The sequence below is a fragment of the Bhargavaea cecembensis genome (assembly GCF_000826125.2).
Taxonomy (GTDB): Bacteria; Bacillota; Bacilli; order Bacillales_A; family Planococcaceae; genus Bhargavaea; species Bhargavaea cecembensis_B.
This window is the reverse complement of the sequence record NZ_LN651373.1, coordinates 2,037,033-2,060,455: the sequence shown is the minus strand read 5'-3', so window position 1 is coordinate 2,060,455 and position 23,423 is coordinate 2,037,033. Positions and strand designations below refer to the sequence as shown.

Sequence of the window (23,423 nt, the reverse complement as noted above, 5' to 3'; positions counted from 1 at the left end):
GTCCGCGGAGCAGCAGGAAAGCTTCCTGTTCGGAATTGAGAGTGGGGACAAGCTGTTCTTCGGGGCGACGCCAGAACGGCTGGTGGAGGTCCGCGGCGACCATGCCGGGACCGCCTGCGTCGCCGGATCGGTCCGGCGGGGGAAATCCGCCGGCGAGGACCGGCTCCTCGGCGATGGTCTCCTCGGCGATCCGAAGAACCGCTCGGAACACCAGTATGTTGTCAGCATGATCGGAGAGGTGTTCCGCCGGTTATGCACGGATGTCAGGATTCCCGCCGGGCCTCGGCTGTTGAAAGTCCGGGACATCCAGCATCTGTTCACGCCGGTGGAAGGCGTGCCGGTGCCCGGGAAGGATCTGCTCGACTTCGTTGAGGCGCTCCATCCGACCCCTGCGCTCGGCGGGACGCCGCGTGAGGCGGCGATGCCGATGATCCGGGAGAATGAAGGGATGGACCGGGGCTATTACGGCGCGCCGGTCGGATGGATGGATGCGGAAGGCAACGGGGAGTTTGCGGTCGCCATCCGGTCCGCGCTGCTCGAGGGCGGCACGGCGCGTCTTTTTGCAGGCGGTGGGATCGTCGCCGACTCCGTGCCGGAAGAGGAGTACGAGGAGACCTGGGTGAAGTTCCGCCCGGTCATGCGGGCGCTTGGAGGGAAGCTTCATGGATGACCGGAAAGTTCTAACCGCCCATGTGCTCCGTCTGACCGCTTCGCTCATCCAGTCGGGCGTGGAGCATGTGGTCGTTAGCCCGGGCTCCCGCTCGACGCCGCTCGCCTATGCGTTCGCAAAATCGGACAGGCTCCGCATGCATCTCCAGACGGATGAGCGGTCCGCCGCCTTCTACGCGCTCGGGCTGGCCAAAGGGTCCGGCCGGCCGGTCGCTGTTCTCTGCACGTCGGGAACCGCGGCATCGAATTACCTTCCTGCGCTCACCGAGGCGAAGTATGCCCGCCTCCCGCTCATCGCAATCACGGCGGACCGTCCGCATGAACTCCGGGAGGTCGGGGCCCCGCAGGCGATCGACCAGGTCGGCCTGTATGGCCGGACCGTGAAGTACAGCGTCGACTTTCCGCTTCCGGAAGACCGGCCGGAGACGCTTGATTTCATCGGGCGCCACGTCCGTCGCGCGGTGTCCATTTCCACTGACGCTCCGGCGGGGCCGGTTCACCTGAATGTCCCGTTCCGAGAACCGCTTCTCATCGATTTCGACATGATGGATGAAGAGCCGGCGTTCGGAAACGTATTCCGCGGCCAAATGATGCCTGACGCCGGGATGGTCCGGTGGTTTGAAGAGGCGGTCCGTTCGGCGGAGAACGGTCTGCTCATCGCCGGAGAACTTCCCCCTGAATTCGATCAGGATGCCTTCTGGCGCTTTGCGGAAGCGCTCGGATGGCCGGTGCTCGCAGACCCGTTGTCGGGGCTCCGGAGCGGGGTGCCGGAAAGTGCGCGTCCGCTCTGCATCGCTTCTTACGATGCCATCCTGAAGCATGAGGAATTTTCCCGGCGGATGGTTCCGGATATGGTTCTCCGGTTCGGCCCTCAGCCGGTATCGAAACCGCTGTCCCTATTCCTGAAAGCATGCCGCCCGCCCGTGTTCGCGGTCGTGGACGAAAGTCCGTCCTTCCGCGATCCGTTCCACCTGGCCACCGACCACCTGCAATGCGCGCCGGACGTCCTGATCGGCATCCGGCCTGAAGGCGGCCGGAACCGGCATGCCCGGCTCTGGGCGGAAGCGGAGGCGATTGCGGCCGAGGAAACGGCTGCCGCAATCCGAAACGGCGGCGATGAGGGCGCGATGGCCGGGATCCTGTTCGAAGAAATGGCGGAGGGGAGCGACCTGTTCACGAGTTCGAGCATGCCGATCCGGGATGCGGACACATTCTTCCTGAAAACCGGGCGCGATATCGGCGTGTTCGCCAATCGCGGCGCGAACGGGATTGACGGGGTCGTGTCAACCGCGCTCGGCCTTCAGCAGGCGAGGAACCGTCCGGGCTATCTGCTCATCGGGGACCTGGCGATGCTTCATGACCAGAACGGGCTGATCGCCACCCGCTTCGGCGAGGCGGACCTGACGATCGTCGTCATGAACAACGATGGAGGCGGGATTTTCTCCTACCTTCCGCAGGCGGGGGAAGCCCGGTATTTCGAGGAATTGTTCGGAACGCCGACAGGGCTCAAGTTCGACCGCCTGGCCGGCATGTACGGCTTCCAGTATGACGCGGTGAAGACGGCTGAAGAGTTCCGGGCGGTGCTCCGGAAAGGCAAGGAGACGCCGGTCCGGATCATCGAGGCGTTCACTGACCGGCAGGCGAATCTTTCCGAACACCGGCATCTGTGGAGCCGGATCGGCGAAAGGCTGGATGCAGAGTGGAATGGCTGACCGCATCCGTGAGAGGCCTAGAGGTCGGATATGCCGAGGGGGGAGACCCGTCCGGCGAGCCGCTCGTTCTGCTTCACGGATTCACCGGCAGCTCGGCTGTCTGGAAACGCTTTGAGGAAAGTTTCGCTGCATACCGACTCATCATGCCGGACCTGACCGGTCATGGCCGGACGGATTCACCGGACGAGCCGGAGCGTTTCCGGATGGAAGAACAAGTCCGGGATCTGGATGAACTGCTCGGCCGGCTCGGAATCGGCACTTTTTCACTGCTCGGCTATTCGATGGGCGGCCGGGTGGCGATCGGGTATGCGGCGGAGCACCCGGAGCGGGTCCGCCGGCTCATCCTCGAGAGCACTTCCCCGGGCCTTGCCGCGGAGCAGGACCGCCGGAACCGCCGGGAGTCGGACCGGAAGCTGGCCGCTTTTATCCGGAACGAAGGGATTGCGGCATTCACCAATCACTGGGAATCCATTCCGCTTTTCTCTTCCCAGAAGAGCATGCCGGAGGCGCGGCGGCGGTCTGTCCGGGAAGGAAGGCTCCGGAACCGTCCCGAAGGCCTGTCCGGCAGCCTGCTCGGAATCGGCACGGGCAGCCAGCCGTCTTACTGGGAGCGGCTCGGAGAGCTGGCCATGCCCGTCTTCCTGATCACCGGCAGCCTGGACCGCAAATACAACGAGATCGCGGAGCGCATGGTCCGGCTGCTTCCGGACGGCCGCCATGTTGACATCAAAGACGCAGGCCATGCAGTCCACGTGGAAAATCCGGAACGCTTTGCTACAATAGTGAAGGAAGCCATGAACAATGAAGGAGGAAGAACATGACACGTCAATGGGAAACGATCCGTACATACGACGAGATCAAATATGAGAAGTATAACGGCATCGCCAAAGTCACGATCAACCGTCCGGAGGTCCGCAACGCATTCACGCCGAAGACGGTCGAAGAAATGATCGACGCTTTTTCTCGCGCGCGCGATGATGAAAGCATCGGCGTCATCGTCCTTGCAGGAGAAGGGGACAAGGCGTTCTGCTCAGGCGGTGACCAATCGAAACGGGGTCACGGCGGCTACGTCGGCGAAGACCAGATTCCGCGTCTGAACGTGCTCGACCTGCAACGCCTGATCCGCGTCATCCCGAAACCGGTCGTCGCGATGGTGTCAGGGTATGCAATCGGCGGAGGACACGTCCTTCATGTTGTCTGCGACCTCACGATTGCGGCGGACAATGCCATCTTCGGCCAGACGGGTCCGAAAGTCGGTTCATTCGACGCCGGCTACGGATCGGGTTATCTGGCACGGATCGTGGGCCACAAGAAAGCGCGTGAAATCTGGTATCTGTGCCGCCAGTACAATGCACAGGAAGCACTCGACATGGGGCTCGTCAACACGGTTGTCCCGCTTGAGCAGCTGGAAGACGAAACCGTCCAGTGGTGCGAGGAAATGCTCGAAAAGAGCCCGACGGCACTCCGCTTCCTCAAGGCGGCGATGAATGCCGATACGGACGGTCTTGCCGGTCTCCAGCAGATGGCGGGCGACGCGACGCTCCTGTACTACACGACCGACGAGGCGAAGGAAGGGCGCGACGCATTCAAGGAAAAGCGGAAGCCGGACTTCGGCCAGTTCCCTCGTTTCCCTTGATGGATGGAAATACTTTAGGCTGCCCGGCTTGATCCGGGCAGCCTTTTCTGATCGGAGGCAAATCGGAAATGGATATTCCGAACTGGATCACGCAGCGGGCCGGACTGACTCCCGGGCGTACGGCGCTCAGCTGCGGAGATGATAGATGGGATTTCCGGCAGCTTGCCGGGAAGGCGAATTCGGTGGCCGGCAAACTCAGGACCGCGGGATTGAAAGAAGGTGACCGGATCGCCCTGCTGCTGGACAGCGGACCGGAGGCGGTGTTCCTCATCCACGGCGCCCTGCTGGCGGGGCTTGAGCTCGTCATGCTGAACAGCCGGCTGACGGCAGCCGAACTGGAATACCAGATCCTCGACTCCGGGGCCGTCCGGGTCATCGCCTCCGACCGCCTGGCAGAAAAGGCGGGGGAGTCGGCACTGACCGCGGGGGATTTGGCCAAAATGGAGGTGACGCCGATCGAGCCGGCCGCCGTCTGGGCGGAAGACCGGACACTCACGATCATGTACACGTCCGGCACGACCGGCTTTCCGAAAGGAGTCCGGCAGACGGCCGGCAACCACTTTGCGAGCGCCATGGCGAGCGTGCTGAACATGGGGCTTTCAGAAGATGATGTCTGGCTGTGCGCCATGCCGCTCTTCCATATCAGCGGCTTTTCAATTTTGATGAAGTCGCTGCTGTACGGGATGGAAGTCCGGCTGCAGCCGAAATTCGATGAACAGGAATCGGCGAGGGAAATTGCAGACGGATCCGTCACACGGATTTCCGTCGTCGCTGCCACGCTTATCCGGCTGCTCGACCGGCTGGAGGAAGAGGGATGGCAGGCATCGGGGAGATTCCGTACGATGCTCGCAGGGGGAGGGCCTGTGCCCGTTCCATTCATCCGGCGGGCCGAAGCGCTCGGGATCCGGATCCTCCAGACTTACGGGATGACCGAGACGGCTTCCCAGACCGCCACTCTATCCGCCGGGGATGCTGAGCGGAAAGCCGGGTCTTCCGGAAAACCGCTGTTTTTCAGCCGTATCCGGATTGACGGGGCGAAAGGTCCCGGAGAAGCAGGGGAAATCCTCGTCAGCGGCCCCCATGTGACGCCCGGTTATGTCGGCCGGTTCTCGGACCGGGATGCCCGGCCGGACGGCTGGCTCCACACCGGCGATATCGGCAAGCTCGATGAAGATGGATTCCTATACGTACTGGACCGGCGTTCGGACCTGATCGTTTCAGGCGGGGAAAATGTCTACCCGGCGGAAGTGGAACAGGTCCTCGTGTCCCACCCGTCCGTCCGGGAAGCCGGTGTGACCGGCATGCCGGACGACGCCTGGGGAGAAGTGCCGGCTGCGTTCATTGTCCTGAAGTCTCCGGCTTCGGAGGAAGAGCTGATCAAGTTCTGCTCGGAGCGGCTGGCCCGCTTCAAAGTGCCGAAAGCGATCATCTTCAAAGACGGCCTGCCGAGAAACGCTTCCAACAAACTTTTGCGGCGCGAGCTGAAAGAGCAGCTTCGGATGCCAGAGTGAAGAGGGCACGAGACTTTACTAACGCCCTGTGAAACAGCAAAAAGCAAGGACGTCGGAAGACTCCTGCGGGAAAGCCGGCCGGGGAGACCCCGCACGGCTGGCCAGCGGAAAGCGACCAAAGTCCTTGCTTTTTGCTTTTTTCTGTGATGAAGGTGAAATCAAAATAAATTTAGTTTTGGGATCCGAGTGCTATTTTAAATTGCTCCAGATTCCGCTCCATGAGCGTAAAATAGGTGGCCCCGTCTTTGATGTCTTCATCGGTGATGACGCTCAGATTATGAAGGACGAGGGCTTCCGTTCCGGTTTCTTTCCGGATGACTTCCGCGAGCTTGGACGTGATATTCTGCTCAAAGAAGATATAGCGGATATTCTCTTTTTTCGCCTCATCCACAATCTTGGCCAGCTGTTTCTGGGACGGTTCGCTCTGGGAGTTCAGGCCTGCGACAGCCACTTGCTCCAGGCCGTACTGGGAGGCGAGATAGCCGAAAGAAGCATGGGAGATGAAGAACGTCTTGGTCCCGGCTTGTTTGGCCATGTCCCGGTAGTCCCCGTCGAGGGAAGCGAGTTCCTTGGACAGTGCCTGGTACCGTTCGTCGAATTCGGACTTGAGATCCGGGCGTTCTTCCGTTAGCGCGTCTTTGACGGCTTTGGCCAGGTCGTCCGCAAGCACTGGAGAAAGCCACACATGGGGGTCGACGCCCGCGTGGCTGTGTCCGCCATGTTCGTCGCCCGCGGAATCATGCGGATCCTCGTCGTGATGGTCTTCACCGCTGAGAAGGGCGCCGTCCGGAATATCGGAAGCTGCGGCGATGAGCCGGACTTCTTCGTTCTTCAATGTTTTCTCGGCATTTTCAACGAAGCCCTCGAGCCCGAGCCCGACGTAAATGAACAGGTCGCTGTCGGCGAGGGCCATCATGTCTTTCTGGGTCGGCTCGAATGTATGGCTGTCGGCGCCGGGCGGGTAGATGGAAGAGACGTCCACCGCATCGCCGCCGATCCGTTCCGCGAAATAGGCGAGCGGATACACTGTGGTCATCACTCGGAGGACGTCTTGATCGCCGTCTTTTTCTTTGTTCTTCTCTGTTTCCTCATTCCCTGAACCGGGCCCGCAAGCGCCGAGCAGAAGGATGGCTGCAAGCAGAATCATCCATAGTCGTTTCATGAATTCACCTCTAAATCGTAATCAATACGATTTATCATACATCATGACCCGCCTTGTTGGCAACACGGAGATTCAGGTTGCTATTTTTTCTCCGGCCATTCGTCCGGAACCGGGTCGTAGCCGCCTTCATGGAACGGATGGCATTTTGAAATTCTCCGGATGGTGAGCCAGAATCCTTTGATGGCGCCATGTCGCTCGAACGCTTCCAGGCCGTACGCGGAGCAGGTCGGATAAAAACGGCAGGACGGCGGTGTCAGCGGGGAGATCGCTTTCCGGTAAAATTTGATGATCCAGATAAACAGATGTTTCAGGTTAAACACTCCAATCGTTGTCAACGTTTATTTTAGCCCCGCAAGTGGTAGATGAACAAGAGAACGATTCGAGAGTCATTTGAAATGGAGAGTGTTTATTCATGTCCAAGGAACTGATTGAGGAACTGAACACCCAGGTTGCGACCTGGTCGGTTCTGTACACGAAGCTTCACAATTATCACTGGTATGTGAAAGGGCCGCAATTCTTCACCCTTCACGCAAAATTCGAGGAGCTTTACAATGAGGCGACCCTTCACATGGATGAGATTGCCGAGCGGATCCTGACGCTCGGGGGCAGGCCGGTCGCCACGATGACCGGTCATCTCGAGCAATCCGTCGTGAAGGAAGCGGAGGGCGATGAGAGTGCGAATGAAATGGTCCGACAGCTTGCCGATGATTTCGACAAAGTGATGCAATCCCTCAAGAAAGGAATGGAACTCGCCGCAAAAGCAGGAGATGACATGACGGAGGATATCCTGAATGCCACTTATCAGAGCATCGAGAAACACCAGTGGATGCTCCATGCATTTCTCGGCGAAGAAAACCGGTGATTGGAGGAAAATGCCGCATCCCGGCATTTTTCTTTTTGCATCCTTTCCCTGCAGGCGTACATCCTAACGGGAAAAGGAGTGATCTGCAGTATTATGGCCAGAAAATTGTATGTATCCGTGTCGGGACGCCGGATCCATGCCGCACCGCGGCCTTTCCCTTGGGAGTTTGCCATCGAAGCGGATTCCGGGACAGAGTTTGTCATTCGGCGTCTGTTCAGGCAGATCGAAGAAGCGGAATGGACCAACTTCCTGCGGGCGCATCTGCCGGCGATCCCTTATCACCTGGACAAGGAAAATCATCAGATCGACCGGCGGGTCATGAAGCTGTACGCCATCGTCCATGAATACGGGGATGCGGAGACGAAGCAATTCATCGAAGAAATGCCGTATTTCCGTTGAACCGCGGGCTTCCCCTCGACTAAACTGGAGAAAAGGGGGGATCCCGTTGTTTACATATGAAGACCGGATGGGGCAGAGAGTGGATCTGTTCATGGAGCCGGACCACGCCGGCATTCCGCCGGGGCATGTCCTGGTTGCGGCATATGAGCAGGGGAAGTGGCTCATGACACGCCATCCCGAGAGGGGGCTTGAGTGGCCTGGCGGGAAGATGGAGTCCGGTGAAACGGCGGAAGAAGCGGCCGCTCGGGAAGTCTATGAAGAAACGGGCGCAACAGTGGGCGGGCTCCGCTTTGTCGCGGACTATATCGTCCATGCCGATCCGCCGTTCTGCAAGCGGGTGTTTTCCGGACAGGTCACTAACATTGACCGGGAGGCGCCCCTTTGGGAAACTCGGGGAATCGCGTGGCTGGATGAATCGGATTGGGACGGATGCGGAGCCCTGAGCAGTCATATGGACGACGAAGGAATGAGACGGATCCGGAGGAAGGTGATCGAAGGTGAGAGAGGACGGAACGGTTGAATACACGAGGCCCTATCCATCTCCGAACCCGAATGTGCGCCTGCGCGAAGTGACCTACTGGTCCGGCGGTTTCCGGGTGAAGGGCCTGCTCGCGGAGCCGGTCGCGGAAGGCATACGCGACGGGATCGTTTACCTCCGGGGCGGCATCCAGCACGTCGGGATGGTCCGGCCGGCCAGGATAGCGCAGTTCGCCCAGCAGGGGTTTGTCGTGTTCGCGCCGTATTACCGCGGCAACCGCGGCGGAGAAGGGTTTGACGGATTCGGCGGCGACGATCGCTGGGACGCCGTCCATGCGGTCGATGTGCTGAAGCAGCATCCGAAAACCGATGCATCGAGGATCCATCTGTACGCATTTTCCCGTGGCGGGATCATGGCGCTCTGGACGGCGATCCTGCGGGATGACATCACGTCGGTCGTCAACTGGGGAGGGGTTTCGGATATCGTCTTCACGTACAAGGAGCGGAAGGACCTCCGGCGCATGATGAAGCGGGTGATCGGCGGTTCCCCGAACAGTGCGCCCGAAGAATACCGCGAACGGACAGCTCTGTTTCACGTAGACCGGATCGAGGCGCCGTTTCTTCTGATCCACGGCCGAATGGACGAAAACGTTTCGCTCGAGCAGTCGCTCATGCTGGAAGAGGCGCTGAAGGAAGCGGGAAAACCGGTCGAGACCTGGTATTTCGCCGAGTACACCCACCACTTCCCGCCGGCCGTCAACGCCCGGATCGTCCGCGACCTGTGCAATTGGATGAAAGGGAAAGGGCACTGACCGGCCGCAAGGGAGCCCGCATAAAACGAAAAGCGCTGCCGGGGAGGCATCATCCTCCGGCAACGCTTTTTCACATTCGAACATTCATATTCAGATGATCGGGCCGCCTTTTTCCTTGATGTCTTCGGAAACGGAACCGAATTTCTCGAAGTTCTCACGGAAAGCATCAGCAAGTTCTTTCGCTTTTTTGTCGTAGGCTTCCTTGTCCGCCCATGCGTTGCGCGGATTCAGCACCTCGGACGGCACGCAGTCAATTGCTTTCGGCATTTCGAGGCCGAATGCGGAACCTTTTTCCGTTTCAGCGTTTTTCAGCTTGCCTTCAATCGCCGCACGGACCATGGCACGCGTGTAGCTGAGCTTCATGCGGCTGCCGACTCCGTATTCCCCGCCGGTCCAGCCGGTGTTGACGAGGTAGACATTGGCGCCGTGTTCGTCGATTTTCTTGCCGAGCATTTCGGCATAGACGGTTGCGTGGAGCGGCAGGAACGGCGAGCCGAAGCAAGTCGAGAATGTCATCTGCGGGGACGTGATGCCGCGTTCCGTTCCGGCGAGCTTCGAAGTGAAGCCGCTCAGGAAGTGGTACATGGCCTGCTCCTTCGTCAATTTCGAGATCGGAGGGAGGACGCCGAAAGCGTCCGCCGTCAGGAAGATGATCGTCTTCGGATGGCCGGCTACGGAAGGGATCACGCTGCCTTCGATATAGTCAAGCGGATAGGCTGCGCGGGTGTTTTCCGTCAGGGAGCCGTCATCGTAGTCCGGTGTGCCTTCTTCGTCGAGCACGACGTTTTCGAGGACGGAGCCTTCCTGGATCGCCCCGTAGATCTGAGGTTCTTTCTCGGCGGACAGATTGATGCATTTCGCATAGCAGCCGCCTTCGATGTTGAATATGCCGTCGTCGGACCAGCCGTGTTCATCGTCGCCGACCAGACGGCGGCCCGGATCGGCGGACAGGGTCGTCTTGCCGGTCCCGGACAGGCCGAAGAACAGCGCGACGTCTCCTTCTTCACCGACGTTCGACGAGCAGTGCATCGAGAGGATGCCTTTTTTCGGGAGCAGATAGTTCATGACGGAGAAGATCGACTTTTTCATCTCGCCGGCATACTCGGTGCCGCCGATCAGGATGATTCCGCGCTCGAGCGAGATCATGACGAACGCCTCGGAGTTGGTGCCGTCCACTTCCGGATCCGCCTTGAACGACGGAGCGGAGACGATGGTGAATTGCGGCTTGAGGGATTTCAGTTCCTCTTCGGTCGGACGGATGAACAGCTGGTGAACGAACAGGTTATGCCAGGCGAACTCATTGACAACACGGAGCGGAAGCCGCGAGGCCGGATCCGCGCCTGCAAACCCGTTGAAGACGAACAGTTCCTCTTTCTGCCCGAGGTGGCCGAGGACTTTAGCATACAGTTTTTCAAATACTTCAGGGCTGACCGGCTTGTTGACGCTGCCCCAGTCGATGTCCTCTTTGGAAGGGGATTCCTCGACGATGAAGCGGTCTTTCGGCGAACGGCCGGTGTAAGCACCGGTTGTCGCACGCACTGCGCCTTTGTCGGTGAGGACGGCTTCTCCGCGCTTGACCGCTATGTCTGTCAATTCCTGTGGAGACAGCTGCTCGCGGATTGAATCTCCTGTCAGAAGATCATTCAGTTTATCGCTCAGTTTCGAAGAAGTCATCATCTGTACCACCCTTATCTGGTTTAGTCCCGCGCGCTTGGCGGGCCGTTTGATGTGAAATAGTATAGCACATTTAGTATAATAGTCTATACTAATTAAAAGCTCAAGCAAAAGCCGGCAAACTTCATCATTTATACACATTAACCGTTTGACATGCGGGGATCAATTCATTAGTATGGAAAATTGTACGGATACTCTTATCCCGAGCTGGTGGAGGGACAGGCCCTGAGAAACCCGGCAACCTGCCGTCTTGAGACGGAAAAGGTGCCAACCTGAAGCAAGGCGCGTGCCTTGGACGATAAGAGTGAAAGGTGTCAGACGATCCGGGCCTTTCCTCATGATCATGAGCGGAAGGCCCTTTTTGATTACATGCCCTGCAGCCTCTTCAAAGCCCGATACGGCTTGGAGTTCAATCCGTCAAGGAGCGGACTTGACAGGGGGAATGAGTACCGTAACATTTTCCGGCAGGCTGCCGGAGTTGAGGAGGAACCACATTGACCAATCGTCGCCTATTCACATCCGAATCGGTTACTGAAGGCCATCCGGATAAAATCTGCGACCAGATTTCCGATGCCATCCTGGATGCCATCCTGGCAGATGATCCGAATGCCCGTGTCGCATGCGAAACGACCGTGACGACCGGGCTCGTGCTCGTTGCCGGTGAAATTACCACCTCCACTTACGTGGATATCCCGAAAGTGGTGCGGGAGACCGTGAAGGAGATCGGCTATACCCGCGCCAAGTACGGTTTCGATGCAGAAACGAGCGCCGTCCTGACGGCCATCGATGAACAATCCCCGGATATTGCTGCCGGAGTGGATGTCGCACTGGAATCCCGGGAAGGACAGCTGAGCGACGATGCGCTCGAGGCGATCGGCGCGGGGGACCAGGGACTCATGTTCGGGTTTGCGTGCGATGAGACGCCTGAGCTCATGCCGCTCCCGATCAGCCTGGCGCACAAGCTGTCCCGCCGCCTGGCAGAAGTTCGCAAGGAAGAGATCCTTCCGTATCTGCGTCCGGACGGCAAGACCCAGGTGACAGTGGAGTACGGCGAGGACAACCGTCCGGTACGCGTTGACACGATCGTCATCTCCACACAGCACCACCCCGAGATTTCGCTTGAGCAGATCCAGCGGAACATCCGGGAGTACGTCATCGATGCGGTCGTCCCGGCGGAGCTGATCGACGGGGAGACCAAGTTCTTCATCAATCCGACGGGCCGCTTTGTCATCGGCGGTCCCCAGGGAGACGCAGGACTGACCGGCAGGAAGATCATCGTCGACACGTACGGCGGCTATGCGCGCCATGGCGGCGGTGCATTCTCGGGGAAAGATCCGACGAAAGTGGACCGTTCGGCGGCCTATGCGGCCAGATATGTCGCGAAAAACATCGTGGCTGCAGGGCTTGCCTCTAAATGTGAGGTCCAGCTGGCCTACGCAATCGGCGTGGCGCAGCCGGTCTCGATTTCGATCGATACGTTCGGAACCGGGAAGGCCGGCGAAGAGGAGCTCGTCGGATGGGTGCGGGAGCTGTTTGACCTCCGTCCGGCCGGCATCATCAAGATGCTCGATCTCCGCCGTCCGATCTACAGGCAGACGGCCGTATACGGTCATTTCGGCAGGACTGATGTGGACCTCCCTTGGGAGCGTACCGACAAAGCCGGCGCCCTGAAAAACATGTCCGGACTTTGATCCGTGTGCGGACAAACCAAACAGAAAAGCCCCGGGCCAAAAACGGTACCGGGGCTTTTCTCATTTTTGCAGACTTTTGTAATACTGGCCTTTTTCCGCGTATTCTCGCACGATCCTGTCCATGTCAGTGCGGTCTTCTTCATTTAAAGGCCGGATGACTTTTGCCGGCGAGCCGAATGCCAGCATGCCGGGCGGTATTTTCTTTCCTTGAGGAACGAGGGAGCCGGCGCCGACGAAAGCGCCCTCGCCGATTTCCGCGCCGTCCAGGATGATCGAGCCCATCCCGATGAGCGCCCCTTTCCGGACGGTGCAGCTGTGGAGAATGACTTTGTGGCCGACCGTGACGTCGTCTTCCAGAATGAGCGGAAAGGGCGGGCTCTGATGGAGCATCGACAGATCCTGGATATTGACGCGCTTGCCGATCCGGGTCGGCGAGACATCTCCGCGGATGACCGTGCCGAACCAGACGGAGGACATTTCCCCGATCTCCACATCGCCCGTGACGGTGGCGTGATCGGCGATAAAGACGGACGGGTCAATCTTCGGGGTTTTGCCTTTGAACGGATAAATCATCGAAAAATCCTCTCTCTCCATGTATATTGGTGATATGATAATCGTACCAGAAAACGAGACTCCGTTGGTTTCCGGACAACACCGGCCAATCCGCGGACGGAAGGAGATGGACAGCCGTGTGGAAATGGGAAGCGGAAGGACAGCCGAAGGCGACGGTCGTCCTGTTCCATAACGCATATGAGCATCACGGCCGCCATGCGTGGCTGATCGAGCGCTTCCGGACGGCCGGCATGCATGTGATCGCCGGTGACCTGCCGGGACACGGCAGCCGGGGGACGGATGTGCACGATGAGGCGATGCAGGAGTACCGGGAATATGCAGGCCAACTCGTTAAAGCCGGCATCGAGGAAAGCGTTCCTTTGTTCTTTTATGGACACGGGCTCGGGGGCCTGCTGGCGGCTGACCAGGCAAGGCAGGCCGGCAACGCCTGTGCGGGCCTGATCCTCACATCGCCCTGGTTCGCCCTCAACCACCTTCCGCCCAAGATGAAAGGGGCCTTGTCCGGGATCGGCAAGATTGCTTCCGGCATCAAATTCAATCACCGCATCACCGAAGATATGCTGACACGCACGCCGGACCCGGGAGGAGCGGACGCCAGCCGGCAGTCCTATCATCCGGTCGCGACGGCCGGATGGTACCGGGAACTCAACCTTTACATCAGGGAGATGGCGGAACTGCCCGCGGCGGACAGTCCCCCTGTTCTTCTGCATCTGGGCGGCAAGGACGAGATCGCCGACCGCAAGGCGGCCCGCGAGTGGCTCGTGCGGGAAGGCCGATCCGAATTCCAGTTCAAGACATGGAAGAACTGCCGGCATGATATTTTCCTTGAGCCGGAGAGGGAAGAAGTGTTCCTCTACACCGAATCGTTCATCAACTCTGTCCTCCGTTCCCTCGGATACGTGGCGTGAAGGGAGGCCGCACGGTGAGTGACGGGATGAGAAAGACGGCGGTCCGGATCATGGTCTCCGCAGCCCTCCTGCTTTTTGGGGATCCGGTGAGCGGCACCTTCGGGACGAAGGATGAGCCGCTGCTCGGACAAGTCTTCATGGTGGGCAACGAACACGGGACGGGGACCGGATTCCTGATCGACGGATCCGGGCTCGTCCTGACGAATCAACATGTAGTGAGCCTTTATGAGGATCAAGTCGTATGGACGCTCGGAGGCGAAGAGTACACGGGAAAAGTTCTGGAGACGGACCGGACGCTCGATCTCGCGCTCGTCCGGATCGATGACTACCCGGGCGGAGAGCCGCTCGTCCTGTCGGAAGAACCTCCTGAGCGCATGGAGAAGGTGCTGACGGCGACCTGGACGGAAAGCCATCCGTTCGTCATCCGGGAAGGCACGGTCCAGTTGCTTCACCAAGAAATGGGGATCGACGAGAAGGACCCTGTGTTTGACGATTATATGGTCCTGAGCACAAAGCTCGATCCAGGCATGAGCGGAAGCCCGGTCATCCGGGAAGATACGGGTGAGGTGATCGGCGTCAACGTGGCAATCGAGGCCTGGAGCAAGATTTCGATCAGCGTCCCCGTCTCCGCGGCGGAAGAAGTAATCTCGCGCTGGGTCGATGAGCACGGGGAAGGGGGAACAGCAGATGAGGAATGATGCAGATGCATATATCCGCGAACTCGGACTCAAGCCGCATCCGGAAGGCGGGCGTTATGCCCGCACGTTTGCCGCCCCGGCAAACGGGGAAAGGGACGGCGCCTTGCAGTACACAAGCATTTATTTTCTGCTGGCGGCGGGGGAGATCTCGCACTTCCACCGGCTGAAATCGGATGAAGTATGGTATTTCCACGCCGGAGGGCCGCTGGACGTTCATCTGCTTCTGCCGGACGGATCGCTTCGTACGGAGCGGCTCGGACTGTCGGTCGCAGAGGGGGAGCGGCCGCAGGTACTCGTTCCGGCGGGGACGATTTTCGGATCCGAGCCGGCGCCGGGAACCGCGTTCTCCCTCGTCGGCTGCATGGTCTCTCCCGGATTTGACTTTGCAGACTTCGAACTGTTCACACAAGAAGAGCTGCTCGCCGATTTCCCGGATCACCCGGAACTGATCGGCCGGCTTGCGTACAAGACCATCCCGAACTGACCGGGGCGGTCTTTTTTTGTAACGGACCGTGCTTTGTTTCGTCTGATGGGTAAAGGGGGGATCAGATGAATGAAAAGCTGGGCGGTTTGATTGTCCGGTTCATACTCCGAATTTGTCGGCCATACTCAGAATTTCCGCTCCATGCTCCGAAATTCGCGGCCATACTCCGATTTTCGGTTCATACTCCGAATTTGTCGGCCATACTCCGAATTTCCGCTCCATGCTCCGATTTTCATATCCATGCTCCGAATTCCGATATTTTCCGCGGCGGCCCTGATTCTCTTGACGGGCTGCTCGGCCATCCAGGGCTCTTCCGAACGGGAGGCACTGCCGGTGCTGACCGTCACGGTGGACGGCAATGAATACGAGGCGGCGGTCGGGCCGTATTGCTGGACTTCCGGCGGCACTGGCGAATGCGTGGATGCAGCGGGAGAGCCGTTTGCCTACGCGGAACGGTTTCCTCCGGTCCCGGCGGCGGCTTCATCGGAAGTGATGCTGGCATTCGATCCGGCGCCGGACCACTGGCACGTCCTAGAAGTCCGGGAAGACGGCGAAGAAAACTCGGTCGACAGTAAGCCATTTGTCCTCCCGTCCGAACCGGGAAAGTACGGCTATTCGGTGACGGGCGGCTGGCCGCAGGGAGACGTGACCTTTTTCTTCATCGTCGAAGTGCGGGATCCTGCAGATTGAAATGACGGCATTGCGGGTAGAGTATGGGCGTAGACGAATCCATGAAGGAGGAATCCGCCATGTCGCAATTCAACGGAAAGTCAGCCGAAGAGAGAGCGAAAGCGTCTGCCGAGGCGATGAAAAAGAGCCAGGAACAGCAGGACAGCATCGCCAAGAAATCCGCGGGCACCTCTCCCGTCAAACCGGGTACCGGGTTCTCGAAAGAAGCCCGCAGGACGGACCAGGCTGCAGGCACTGAATATCAGGATGGAAGCGGCGGCTTTGATGAGCGCGACAAGCTGGAAACAGGAGAATAAGCGAAAAGACGGCCTGCGCGGGTTTGCAGGCCGTCTCTTTTTGATTAGAATAGAGGGATTGAGGAAAGAAAGGATGGCGGACATGGCGGACTTTTTTGAACGCAAACGGGCGGAGACGGGTGTGGCGCTGAATTCTGTGCAAAAGCAGGCGGTCCAAAAGACGGACGGCCCGCTCCTCCTTCTCGCCTGCCCCGGATCGGGCAAGACGACGACGATGATCATGCGGATCGGCTACATGATCGAGGAGCGGGGAATCCGGCCGTCCCGGATCAAGCCGATCACGTTCAGCAAGGCGGCCGCGCGGGACATGGCCCGGCGTTTCGGAGAGCTGTTCCCGACTCTCCGGGTTCCGGCATTTTCCACCATCCACAGCCTGGCGTTCGGGATCGCCCGGACTTATCTCGAAGGCGCGGGCAAGGGATTCACGCTGATCGAGGGGGAAAAACAGCCGGGCATCCCGACGAGGACCGTGCTTTTGCGCCAGGCATTCCGGGACACGATGAAGGAAGAACCGTCCGAAGACGAGTTGGCCGGCCTTTCCACCTTTTCGAGCTTCTTGAAGAACCGGCTCATCCCCGAAGCGGACTGGCCGGCCGCAGAGGGCCCGTTCCCGCAGGCAGGGGATGTGCTCCGGCGGTACGAAGCGCTGAAACGGCGGAATCCGCGGCTTTTGCTGCTGGACTTCGATGATATGCTAACGGTTGCGGAAGAGGGGCTGCGAACGGATCCCGACTTGTGCAGGCAGACCCAGGACCGGTTTGATTATGTGATTACGGACGAGAGCCAGGACACCTCCCTCGCCCAGCACCGGATCGTCGAGCACCTCGTCAGGCGGCACGGCAATCTTTGCGCGGTGGCGGATGATGACCAGTCGATCTATACGTGGCGGGGCGCGGATCCGGATTACCTCCTGAAATTCACGGAGCCGTATCCGGAGGCGGAGGTTCTGATGATGGAAAAGAATTACCGCTCATCCGAGGAGATCGTCGGTGTTTCGGCGGGGTTCATCAAAAGGAACCGGAAGCGCTATGAAAAAGGAATGGAAGCGGTGAACGGCAGCGCAGGTCCGGTTTCGCTCAAACGGTTTGCTGACCGGGACACGCAGATCCGCTTCATCATCTACGAACTCCTGGCAGAAGAAAATCCGGGTGAGGCGGCCATCCTCTTCCGGACGAACGCCTCATCGACCGCATTCGTCCATGAGCTTCACAGGCGGGGCATTCCGTTTTACATGAAAGACGCGGATGACCGTTTCTTTGACCACTGGATCGTCGAAGACATCCTCAATTTTATGAGGCTGGCATACAATACCGCCCATAAAGGTGTTTTTTCGCGGATCGCCTTGAAGATGGATCTGTACATATCCCGCCAGGCGCTCGAGCAGTTCACCCGCGCAGGGGCTGATGGGGATGTTTTCGGGGCGTTCCTGGAAGAACCGGGACTGAAGGACAGTCAGCGGAGAAAGCTTTCGCTTTACCGGGAGATCTACGGAAGCCTGAAGGGCAAGCGTCCGGCGGAGGTGATCCGGATCATCCGGCGGGATCTCGGGTACGAAGAGTCCCTGAAGAGCCGTGCGGACAAATTCGGCTACCGGGCGGATTCGCTGTTCGACATGCTCGATGCGCTTGAAGGCATCGCCAAGCCGCTCCGCACGATGACGGAATTCGCTGAACGGCTCTCCGAATTGAAAAGCGCCGTCAAGGAGGCCAAGGAGCGCCCGGCCGACGGTGCGGTGACGCTCTCCACTTTCCACAGCGCCAAGGGTCTTGAGTTCCGGAGGGTCTTCATGATCGACTTGATCGACGGGCAGTTCCCTTCTGCGGAAGATGCCAAGGACCCGGATCTTCTGGAAGAGGCGAGGCGGCTGTTCTATGTCGGCATGACCCGGGCGAAAGAGCGTCTTGATCTGCTCAGCTACGAGCGGAACGACCGGGGGGCCGGTGTATCCGATTCACGGTTTGTCAGCGAAGTGAACGGATTGCTCGCCTTGTCGGACGGCCGTGAACGCTTGCGGGAAGACCGGAAAGTGACGGCCGGATTCAGCGGAAAGCCGGAGGGGCGGGAAGCGATGGCCGGCGTGATCAAGGACCCGGCCAGGATTGTGCCGGGCCTGAAGATCCGCCACCGGGTGTTCGGCGATGGGGAAGTGGAAGCCGTGTCGGACGGCCGGGTGTCGGTCCGTTTCGTGAAGCAGCAAAAAGAGCTGGACCTCAATCTGTGCATCGGCCGCGGCCTGATCGCAGAAGCGGGTGAAGGGGCATGAAAGACTGGATCGCCGTCGGACTCGGCGGTGCCCTCGGTGCAGTGCTCCGTTTTTTGATCGGAAGCCGGCTCCAGTCAGACGGCGGATTCCCGTTCGGAACGCTCGCCGTCAATCTTGGCGGCGCATTCATTCTTTGCGCGCTCATCGGCGCAGCCCCGCTCAGCGGCGCCTGGAAGGCGGCAGTCCATACCGGCTTTCTCGGCTCGTTCACGACCTTTTCCGCGCTCGGAACGGAGCTTTTCCTCATGCTCGAAAGCGGGAAATGGGGGATGGCGGCCGTTTATGCCGGCGTCAGCCTGGCCGGCGGCTTGGCGGCGGGACTGGCCGGATACCGTTTCGGTGAGGGGAGGAGTGCCCGGTGAGCACAGGAATCGTGACAGCGGTGACCGTCGGCGGCTTTCTGGGCGCAATCGCCCGCCACGCCGTCGCCGGACCTCTGAACCGGCGGCACGGGCCGTACGGGACGGTCTCCGTCAACCTTGCAGGTGTGTTTCTGGCGGGACTGTTTCTCCATCCTCTACTGGACGGTCTGCTTTACGCGTTCTTCATTTACGGGTTTCTCGGCTCGTTCACCACTTTTTCAACGTGGCAGTCGGAAATCGTCGCGATGTGGAGAGACCGACGCCGGGGAAGGGCGGCCGCTTATTCGACCGGGATGCTTGCAGCGGGCATCTTGTTCGCCTGGCTCGGCTGGCTGACCGGCACTCTTTGAAAGAATTGCTTTACCGAAAAGGAGGAGTCTTATGGCATCCGGAAAAAAACGGAACCGCCGCCTTCCGCCTCTCCTCGTCCTTCTCGTCCTGGTTGTAGCGGCTTTTTATTTTCTGACGGATGAAGGCGAAGAGCGGGAGGACCAAGCGGATCCGGGCGATGAGATGGGAATTCCCGCGGATGCGCCTGCCGACGGGCTGATCCCCGTCAGGCTCGTCAAGACAATCGACGGCGATACGATCAAGATCCGCTATGAGGGAAAAGAGCAGAACGTCCGGTATCTGCTGATCGACACGCCGGAGACGAACCACCCCCGGCTCGGCAAGCAGCCGTTCGGGGAGCAGGCGAAGGAACGGAACCGGGAACTGCTGAACGGCGGAGAAGTCTCCATCGAATTCGATATCGGGAACCGGACCGACAAGTACGGGCGGCTCCTCGCCTACGTGTATGTGGACGGAGTGAGCATCGAAGAAAAGCTGCTAGAGGAAGGCCTGGCGAGAGTCGCCTACGTGTATCCGCCGAACACCCGCCATCTCGACCGTTTTGAAAAGGCGGAAAAAAGGGCAAAGGATAAAGGAATCGGCATCTGGTCCATCGAAGATTATGCAACAGACCGCGGCTTCGACAAGGAAAAGGCGGAAGAAGCCGCGGACGGGCATCCGACCGAAGAAAAGCCGGCAGAACGGTTCAAGAACTGTACGGAATTAAGAAAAGTTTATCCGGACGGGGTCAAGAAAGGGCATCCTGCCTATGAGGCTCGGATGGACGGAGACAAAGACGGCGTCGCGTGCGAGCCGGCATGAGGAGGATGAACATGGACTTGAAGAGCTTATGGAAAGGCCGTGTGGATTCGGCGACGGAGCGGACTCACTTCAGATACCATCAGGTGGTCGAGGAAGGGTCCGAGGAAGGGACGGACCTGTCGCTGATCGGATTTGCCAGCGATGAAGGGGTCCGCAGGAATCAGGGGCGGCCCGGGGCGGCAGACGCGCCGGATGCACTCAGGACTGCGCTTGCCGGCCTGCCGTGGCACGGCGGCGATCACTCCCTGGCCGACTACGGGAATGTCGTATGCGAGGAAGGGCGGTTGGAGGAAGCGCAGGATGCGCTCGCCGAGCAGGTGGCCGCTGCCTATGGCCGGAATTCGAAAGCCGTCATTCTCGGCGGAGGACACGAGACGCTTTACGGCCATTATCTGGGTGCCCGGCTTCACCTGGGCCCCGAGGCGAAACTCGGCATCATCAACATCGATGCCCATTTCGATCTCCGGCCGTATGACGGGGAGACGTCATCAGGGACGATGTTTCGCCAGATCCTCGATGAAGATCAGAAGGCCGGGTATTTTGTTCTCGGCATCCAGCGTTTCGGGAATACCCGGTCGCTGTTTGAAGCGGCCAGCAAGTTTGATGTGGAGTATATGCCGGAGGAGGCGGTCAGGACGGCGGACGCCGCGGCGATCACCCGCCGGCTGCATTCGTTCATCGACCGGCATGATGCAGTCATCATGACGCTCTGCATGGATGTCCTGGATGCGGCCGCCGCGCCAGGCGTGAGTGCGCCGTCGCCGTTCGGCCTGGATCCGGTGACGGTCCGGTCAATCATCCGGGCGGCCTGCAGCCATCCCGATGTCCGTTCGTTCGACATCTCGGAAGTCAATCCGGCCCTCGACGAAGGCGGCCGCACCGTCCGGCTCGGAGCGGCACTGACCAATGAAGCGATCTTGGCGCTGCTCGGCAAGGCGCCGGAAGCATGAGAAAAAGGCTTGTCCGTTGAAGCGGTCCCGCTTCCGGACAAGCCTTTTACATTTAATCCGAGTCATGAACGTCCCGGCCCGAAGCGTTTCGTGTAATCGGTCGCCCGCCGGAGGGCCTGCTCCTCCGCCGGAATCCGGACGGACAGCATCCATATATTCAGCAGTGCAAACAAGACAGCGGTGAAATACGCCTGAAACAGAAGGGGGAGGACGAGGAGTTCCGTCGTCACGATCACGTAGTTCGGATGGCGCAGCCACTTGTACGGCCCGCGCTTCACAACATTGGCGCCTGGCAGGATGATGATTTTCGTGTTCCAGTATTGTCCGAGCGAAGCGAGGCACCATATGCGGAGGGCCTGCATCGCCAGGAAGACGGCGAGGAGCGGCAGCCAGAAAGGCGAAAGCGGCCGGTCCGTCAGCATCACTTCCAGGATCAGGCTCAAAAAGAAGGCTGCATGCATGGCAACCATGTACGGATAATGCGAGGCGCCGGCCTCGAAGGCGCCTTTGGCGAGTAGCCGCTTCTCGTTCCGTTTGGCGACCCGCAGCTCGACGAGTCGCTGGATGATGACAAGTGCGATCAGAATCCCGAATAACATGGGCCGGCCTCCTTATTGCCACTCAAGCAACAGGAGTTCCCCCGAGAACCCGGGACCGAGCGCCGCCATCAGGCCGGATTCGCCCGCTGCCGGACGCTTTTTCATGAATTGCTCCAGAACGAACAGGACGGTCGGCGAGGACATGTTCCCGTACTGCCTGAGCACGTCCCTCGAGACGTCCGTCATCCCCCGGTCGAAGCCGAGCGCCTCCTCGTAGGCGAGCAGGACTTTTTTGCCGCCGGGATGCGCGACGAAGTGGGCGATGTCCTCGACCGGCACGCCGCCCGATCGGAGAAACTCATGGACGAACGGGCCGAGCCAGTCGGTGATGATGGCCGGGATGCTCTTGGAAAAGACGACATGGAGTCCGGTGTCGTCGACGTCCCAGCCCATCACGTCCTCCGAATCCGGCATGAGTTTGGAGACGGTGGAACGCACGCGGGGCAGGGTGCCGGCGGACGGAATATCCGCTTCGTCTCCTGTGACGAGCGCGCATGCCACGCCGTCGGCAAAGAGGGAGGCGCCGACGAGGTTGCTTTTCGTATAGTCTTCCGTCTGGAACGTGAGTGAGCATAGCTCCACGCAGAGGACGAGCACTTTGTGTCCGGGATGCGCCAGACAGTAATCGTACGCCCGGCTGATGCCGGAAGCCCCGCCCGCACAGCCGAGCCCCCAGACCGGGATGCGCTTGACGTCATCACGGAACGGGAGCTTGTTCATGAGGCGTGCCTCGATGCTCGGCGTGGCGATGCCGCTGCTGGATATGTAAAAAATCGCGTCGATCTCCCGGAAATCCACTTCGCGTCCGAGAAACTCGGGATTTTTCAGGCAGCCTGCCGCAGCTTCCATGCCGAGCGAGACCGCATGCTCGATGTAAAGGTCGTTCCGTTCGCCGAACGAATGGTTTTCCCCGTACCAATCAAGCGGCATCGTGACGTGGCGGGTTTCGATGTCGCCGTTGTCGAACACCCGGAGCAGCCGCTCGATATCTTTGAACTTCTCCTTGAAGAGTCTCCGGGTGAGCCCGGCTGCGTCGTCCTGCCGGATCTCGTGACCGGGCGTGGTCGTATAAATGGATTGGATGAGGGGCATTTGCGGTTCCTCCTTAAAATGGTCCTTTCTTACCAGTACCCTTTTAAAGACATAGATATGCAGCCGGCCGGAAGTTTAGAAAGGGGGCGGCCGCTCAGCCGATCATGCGCGGTTCGCTGAATTCTTTCTTTTTCTCGAAGACAATCAGGAAAGGCGGACGCCCGGTCTGATTCAGCAGTTCATACCGGGCGGCGTGGACTTCCGACTCATGCAGCCGGGCGGCGTACTCCAGGAGGGCATCCCGCTCCGCCCCGCCCCCTTCGTGTCCGTCATACACGCAGACGGTGATGAGCCCGCCGGTTTTCAGCAAGCCCAGCAGGGAGTGGATCGCCTGCACGGTCGATTCCGGCCGCGTGACGACCGACCGGTCCCCGTTGTTCGGCAGGAAGCCGAGATTGAACATCGCTCCGCCCACAGGGCCCTCGACATACGATTTCGCCTCCGCGTGGCTGTCGAGGATCAGCCGGATCCGTGCATCCGCTCCGCCGAGCCGCTCCGCGGTCGAATCGAGCGCCTCCTGCTGGATATCAAACGCGTAGACGGTGCCTTCAGCGCCGACAAGACCGGCAAGGAACAGCGTATCGTGTCCGTTCCCGGCAGTTGCATCGACGACGGTCTCTCCTTTGTTTACTGTCTTTTCCATCCAATTTCTAGCCTGACTGAGCGCTCGGCCGAATTCCATACAGTTCCACTCCTCGTTCATTTGGTCCATTCCATATTACCACCCGGGGGCATTTCGGTTCATTGCGCA

Annotated in this window: 27 protein-coding genes and 1 riboswitch; of the genes, 20 read left to right on the top strand and 7 right to left on the bottom strand. The window is 59.7% G+C overall.

Going from position 1 to position 23,423, the window contains the following annotated elements; all coding sequences use genetic code 11:
• From BN1189_RS15615 to BN1189_RS15595, 5 genes are all read left to right on the top strand, one after another.
• A partial coding sequence (locus BN1189_RS15615; protein WP_040229287.1) for an isochorismate synthase occupies positions 1 to 670 on the top strand: 670 nt, incomplete at its 5' end.
• A complete protein-coding gene (gene menD, locus BN1189_RS15610; protein ID WP_040229286.1) occupies positions 663 to 2,381 on the top strand; it encodes a 2-succinyl-5-enolpyruvyl-6-hydroxy-3-cyclohexene-1-carboxylic-acid synthase in 1,719 nt (572 codons plus the stop codon). The genes BN1189_RS15615 and menD, both read left to right, overlap by 8 nt.
• Positions 2,369 to 3,202: a 2-succinyl-6-hydroxy-2,4-cyclohexadiene-1-carboxylate synthase gene (menH, locus tag BN1189_RS15605; protein WP_069201985.1), complete on the top strand. Its 834-nt coding sequence runs from the start codon at positions 2,369 to 2,371 to the stop codon at positions 3,200 to 3,202. Before menD ends, menH begins: the two co-directional genes overlap by 13 nt.
• Positions 3,199 to 4,017: a 1,4-dihydroxy-2-naphthoyl-CoA synthase gene (gene menB / locus BN1189_RS15600; protein WP_040229284.1), complete on the top strand. Its 819-nt coding sequence runs from the start codon at positions 3,199 to 3,201 to the stop codon at positions 4,015 to 4,017. The genes menH and menB overlap by 4 nt, the downstream gene beginning before the upstream one ends.
• A 68-nt stretch (positions 4,018 to 4,085) precedes the next feature.
• Entirely contained in the window at positions 4,086 to 5,528 is a 1,443-nt protein-coding gene (locus BN1189_RS15595; protein ID WP_040229283.1) for an o-succinylbenzoate--CoA ligase, read from the top strand.
• Between the two features lie 169 nt (positions 5,529 to 5,697).
• On the opposite strand, the gene BN1189_RS15590 is transcribed toward BN1189_RS15595, so the two are convergent.
• Both BN1189_RS15590 and yidD read right to left on the bottom strand, forming a co-directional pair.
• Positions 5,698 to 6,690: a metal ABC transporter solute-binding protein, Zn/Mn family gene (locus tag BN1189_RS15590; protein WP_040229281.1), complete on the bottom strand. Its 993-nt coding sequence runs from the start codon at positions 6,688 to 6,690 to the stop codon at positions 5,698 to 5,700.
• 80 nt (positions 6,691 to 6,770) lie between these two features.
• Positions 6,771 to 7,001 (bottom strand): membrane protein insertion efficiency factor YidD, encoded by a 231-nt coding sequence (gene yidD / locus BN1189_RS15585; RefSeq protein WP_040229296.1) that lies wholly within the window; start codon positions 6,999 to 7,001, stop codon positions 6,771 to 6,773.
• A 101-nt stretch (positions 7,002 to 7,102) separates the two neighbouring features.
• Between yidD and BN1189_RS15580 the strand changes: the two genes are divergently transcribed.
• The 4 genes from BN1189_RS15580 to BN1189_RS15565 all read left to right on the top strand — a co-directional run bounded on the left by BN1189_RS15580 (position 7,103) and on the right by BN1189_RS15565 (position 9,240).
• A complete protein-coding gene (locus BN1189_RS15580; protein WP_040229279.1) occupies positions 7,103 to 7,552 on the top strand; it encodes a Dps family protein in 450 nt (149 codons plus the stop codon).
• 93 nt (positions 7,553 to 7,645) lie between these two features.
• Positions 7,646 to 7,951 carry a hypothetical protein gene (locus BN1189_RS15575; protein WP_040229295.1) on the top strand — a complete coding sequence of 102 codons (306 nt, stop codon included), beginning with the start codon at positions 7,646 to 7,648 and terminating at the stop codon, positions 7,949 to 7,951.
• A gap of 46 nt (positions 7,952 to 7,997) precedes the next feature.
• Entirely contained in the window at positions 7,998 to 8,471 is a 474-nt protein-coding gene (locus BN1189_RS16700) for an NUDIX domain-containing protein (RefSeq protein WP_040229278.1), read from the top strand.
• The gene (locus tag BN1189_RS15565) at positions 8,449 to 9,240 is read left to right on the top strand and encodes an alpha/beta hydrolase family protein (RefSeq protein WP_040229277.1); all 792 of its coding nucleotides are present in this window, start codon (positions 8,449 to 8,451) and stop codon (positions 9,238 to 9,240) included. Before BN1189_RS16700 ends, BN1189_RS15565 begins: the two co-directional genes overlap by 23 nt.
• A 90-nt stretch (positions 9,241 to 9,330) precedes the next feature.
• On the opposite strand, the gene pckA is transcribed toward BN1189_RS15565, so the two are convergent.
• Positions 9,331 to 10,914 carry a phosphoenolpyruvate carboxykinase (ATP) gene (pckA, locus tag BN1189_RS15560; RefSeq protein WP_040229294.1) on the bottom strand — a complete coding sequence of 528 codons (1,584 nt, stop codon included), beginning with the start codon at positions 10,912 to 10,914 and terminating at the stop codon, positions 9,331 to 9,333.
• A 194-nt stretch (positions 10,915 to 11,108) separates the two neighbouring features.
• Positions 11,109 to 11,219, top strand: a riboswitch (SAM riboswitch).
• A 189-nt stretch (positions 11,220 to 11,408) separates the two neighbouring features.
• Here pckA and metK point away from each other — a divergent pair.
• Positions 11,409 to 12,605, top strand: coding sequence for a methionine adenosyltransferase (gene metK, locus BN1189_RS15555; protein WP_040229275.1), 1,197 nt, complete (start codon positions 11,409 to 11,411; stop codon positions 12,603 to 12,605).
• A 60-nt stretch (positions 12,606 to 12,665) separates the two neighbouring features.
• On the opposite strand, the gene BN1189_RS15550 is transcribed toward metK, so the two are convergent.
• Positions 12,666 to 13,178: a gamma carbonic anhydrase gene (locus BN1189_RS15550; RefSeq protein WP_040229274.1), complete on the bottom strand. Its 513-nt coding sequence runs from the start codon at positions 13,176 to 13,178 to the stop codon at positions 12,666 to 12,668.
• Between the two features lie 116 nt (positions 13,179 to 13,294).
• On the opposite strand from BN1189_RS15550, the gene BN1189_RS15545 reads away from it, so the two are divergent.
• The 10 genes from BN1189_RS15545 (at position 13,295) to hutG (ending at position 20,981) form a co-directional block, all read left to right on the top strand.
• Positions 13,295 to 14,086 (top strand): alpha/beta hydrolase, encoded by a 792-nt coding sequence (locus BN1189_RS15545; RefSeq protein ID WP_040229273.1) that lies wholly within the window; start codon positions 13,295 to 13,297, stop codon positions 14,084 to 14,086.
• Between the two features lie 14 nt (positions 14,087 to 14,100).
• Positions 14,101 to 14,784, top strand: coding sequence for a S1 family peptidase (locus BN1189_RS15540; protein ID WP_040229271.1), 684 nt, complete (start codon positions 14,101 to 14,103; stop codon positions 14,782 to 14,784).
• Positions 14,774 to 15,268: a cupin domain-containing protein gene (locus BN1189_RS15535; RefSeq protein WP_040229269.1), complete on the top strand. Its 495-nt coding sequence runs from the start codon at positions 14,774 to 14,776 to the stop codon at positions 15,266 to 15,268. Before BN1189_RS15540 ends, BN1189_RS15535 begins: the two co-directional genes overlap by 11 nt.
• 333 nt (positions 15,269 to 15,601) lie before the next feature.
• Complete coding sequence (locus BN1189_RS15530; RefSeq protein WP_052455916.1) at positions 15,602 to 15,958, top strand: hypothetical protein; 357 nt, start codon at positions 15,602 to 15,604, stop codon at positions 15,956 to 15,958.
• A 59-nt stretch (positions 15,959 to 16,017) separates the two neighbouring features.
• Complete coding sequence (locus tag BN1189_RS15525) at positions 16,018 to 16,254, top strand: hypothetical protein (RefSeq protein ID WP_040229267.1); 237 nt, start codon at positions 16,018 to 16,020, stop codon at positions 16,252 to 16,254.
• Positions 16,255 to 16,336: 82 nt separating this feature from the next.
• A complete protein-coding gene (locus tag BN1189_RS15520; RefSeq protein ID WP_052455915.1) occupies positions 16,337 to 18,517 on the top strand; it encodes an ATP-dependent helicase in 2,181 nt (726 codons plus the stop codon).
• Complete coding sequence (locus BN1189_RS15515; RefSeq protein ID WP_040229265.1) at positions 18,514 to 18,879, top strand: fluoride efflux transporter FluC; 366 nt, start codon at positions 18,514 to 18,516, stop codon at positions 18,877 to 18,879. The genes BN1189_RS15520 and BN1189_RS15515 overlap by 4 nt, the downstream gene beginning before the upstream one ends.
• The gene (locus BN1189_RS15510) at positions 18,876 to 19,229 is read left to right on the top strand and encodes a fluoride efflux transporter FluC (RefSeq protein ID WP_052455914.1); all 354 of its coding nucleotides are present in this window, start codon (positions 18,876 to 18,878) and stop codon (positions 19,227 to 19,229) included. The genes BN1189_RS15515 and BN1189_RS15510 overlap by 4 nt, the downstream gene beginning before the upstream one ends.
• A gap of 31 nt (positions 19,230 to 19,260) precedes the next feature.
• Entirely contained in the window at positions 19,261 to 20,031 is a 771-nt protein-coding gene (locus tag BN1189_RS15505) for a thermonuclease family protein (RefSeq protein WP_040229264.1), read from the top strand.
• 11 nt (positions 20,032 to 20,042) lie between these two features.
• Complete coding sequence (gene hutG, locus BN1189_RS15500; RefSeq protein ID WP_257125433.1) at positions 20,043 to 20,981, top strand: formimidoylglutamase; 939 nt, start codon at positions 20,043 to 20,045, stop codon at positions 20,979 to 20,981.
• A 62-nt stretch (positions 20,982 to 21,043) separates the two neighbouring features.
• Here the strand turns inward: hutG and BN1189_RS15495 are convergent, their stop codons facing one another.
• From BN1189_RS15495 to BN1189_RS15485, 3 genes are all read right to left on the bottom strand, one after another.
• Positions 21,044 to 21,580 (bottom strand): isoprenylcysteine carboxyl methyltransferase family protein, encoded by a 537-nt coding sequence (locus tag BN1189_RS15495; RefSeq protein WP_040229260.1) that lies wholly within the window; start codon positions 21,578 to 21,580, stop codon positions 21,044 to 21,046.
• A 12-nt stretch (positions 21,581 to 21,592) separates the two neighbouring features.
• The gene (locus BN1189_RS15490) at positions 21,593 to 22,672 is read right to left on the bottom strand and encodes a type III polyketide synthase (protein ID WP_040229258.1); all 1,080 of its coding nucleotides are present in this window, start codon (positions 22,670 to 22,672) and stop codon (positions 21,593 to 21,595) included.
• A 94-nt stretch (positions 22,673 to 22,766) separates the two neighbouring features.
• A complete protein-coding gene (locus BN1189_RS15485) occupies positions 22,767 to 23,315 on the bottom strand; it encodes a class I SAM-dependent methyltransferase (protein WP_257125432.1) in 549 nt (182 codons plus the stop codon).
• Positions 23,316 to 23,423: the final 108 nt, after the last annotated feature.

Excerpts from the sequence above, each read along its gene's own strand:
- BN1189_RS15490 (WP_040229258.1), bottom strand. The coding sequence starts at position 22,672 with ATGCCCCTCATCCAATCCATTTATACGACCACGCCCGGTCACGAGATC.
- BN1189_RS15580 (WP_040229279.1), top strand. The coding sequence starts at position 7,103 with ATGTCCAAGGAACTGATTGAGGAACTGAACACCCAGGTTGCGACCTGG.
- BN1189_RS15590 (WP_040229281.1), bottom strand. The coding sequence starts at position 6,690 with ATGAAACGACTATGGATGATTCTGCTTGCAGCCATCCTTCTGCTCGGC.
- BN1189_RS15505 (WP_040229264.1), top strand. The coding sequence starts at position 19,261 with ATGGCATCCGGAAAAAAACGGAACCGCCGCCTTCCGCCTCTCCTCGTC.
- BN1189_RS15495 (WP_040229260.1), bottom strand. The coding sequence starts at position 21,580 with ATGTTATTCGGGATTCTGATCGCACTTGTCATCATCCAGCGACTCGTC.
- BN1189_RS15525 (WP_040229267.1), top strand. The coding sequence starts at position 16,018 with ATGTCGCAATTCAACGGAAAGTCAGCCGAAGAGAGAGCGAAAGCGTCT.
- menD (WP_040229286.1), top strand. The coding sequence starts at position 663 with ATGGATGACCGGAAAGTTCTAACCGCCCATGTGCTCCGTCTGACCGCT.
- pckA (WP_040229294.1), bottom strand. The coding sequence starts at position 10,914 with ATGACTTCTTCGAAACTGAGCGATAAACTGAATGATCTTCTGACAGGA.
- BN1189_RS15520 (WP_052455915.1), top strand. The coding sequence starts at position 16,337 with ATGGCGGACTTTTTTGAACGCAAACGGGCGGAGACGGGTGTGGCGCTG.
- BN1189_RS15575 (WP_040229295.1), top strand. The coding sequence starts at position 7,646 with ATGGCCAGAAAATTGTATGTATCCGTGTCGGGACGCCGGATCCATGCC.
- BN1189_RS15485 (WP_257125432.1), bottom strand. The coding sequence starts at position 23,315 with ATGGAAAAGACAGTAAACAAAGGAGAGACCGTCGTCGATGCAACTGCC.
- BN1189_RS15550 (WP_040229274.1), bottom strand. The coding sequence starts at position 13,178 with ATGATTTATCCGTTCAAAGGCAAAACCCCGAAGATTGACCCGTCCGTC.
- BN1189_RS15515 (WP_040229265.1), top strand. The coding sequence starts at position 18,514 with ATGAAAGACTGGATCGCCGTCGGACTCGGCGGTGCCCTCGGTGCAGTG.
- menB (WP_040229284.1), top strand. The coding sequence starts at position 3,199 with ATGACACGTCAATGGGAAACGATCCGTACATACGACGAGATCAAATAT.
- hutG (WP_257125433.1), top strand. The coding sequence starts at position 20,043 with ATGGACTTGAAGAGCTTATGGAAAGGCCGTGTGGATTCGGCGACGGAG.
- BN1189_RS15535 (WP_040229269.1), top strand. The coding sequence starts at position 14,774 with ATGAGGAATGATGCAGATGCATATATCCGCGAACTCGGACTCAAGCCG.
- BN1189_RS15595 (WP_040229283.1), top strand. The coding sequence starts at position 4,086 with ATGGATATTCCGAACTGGATCACGCAGCGGGCCGGACTGACTCCCGGG.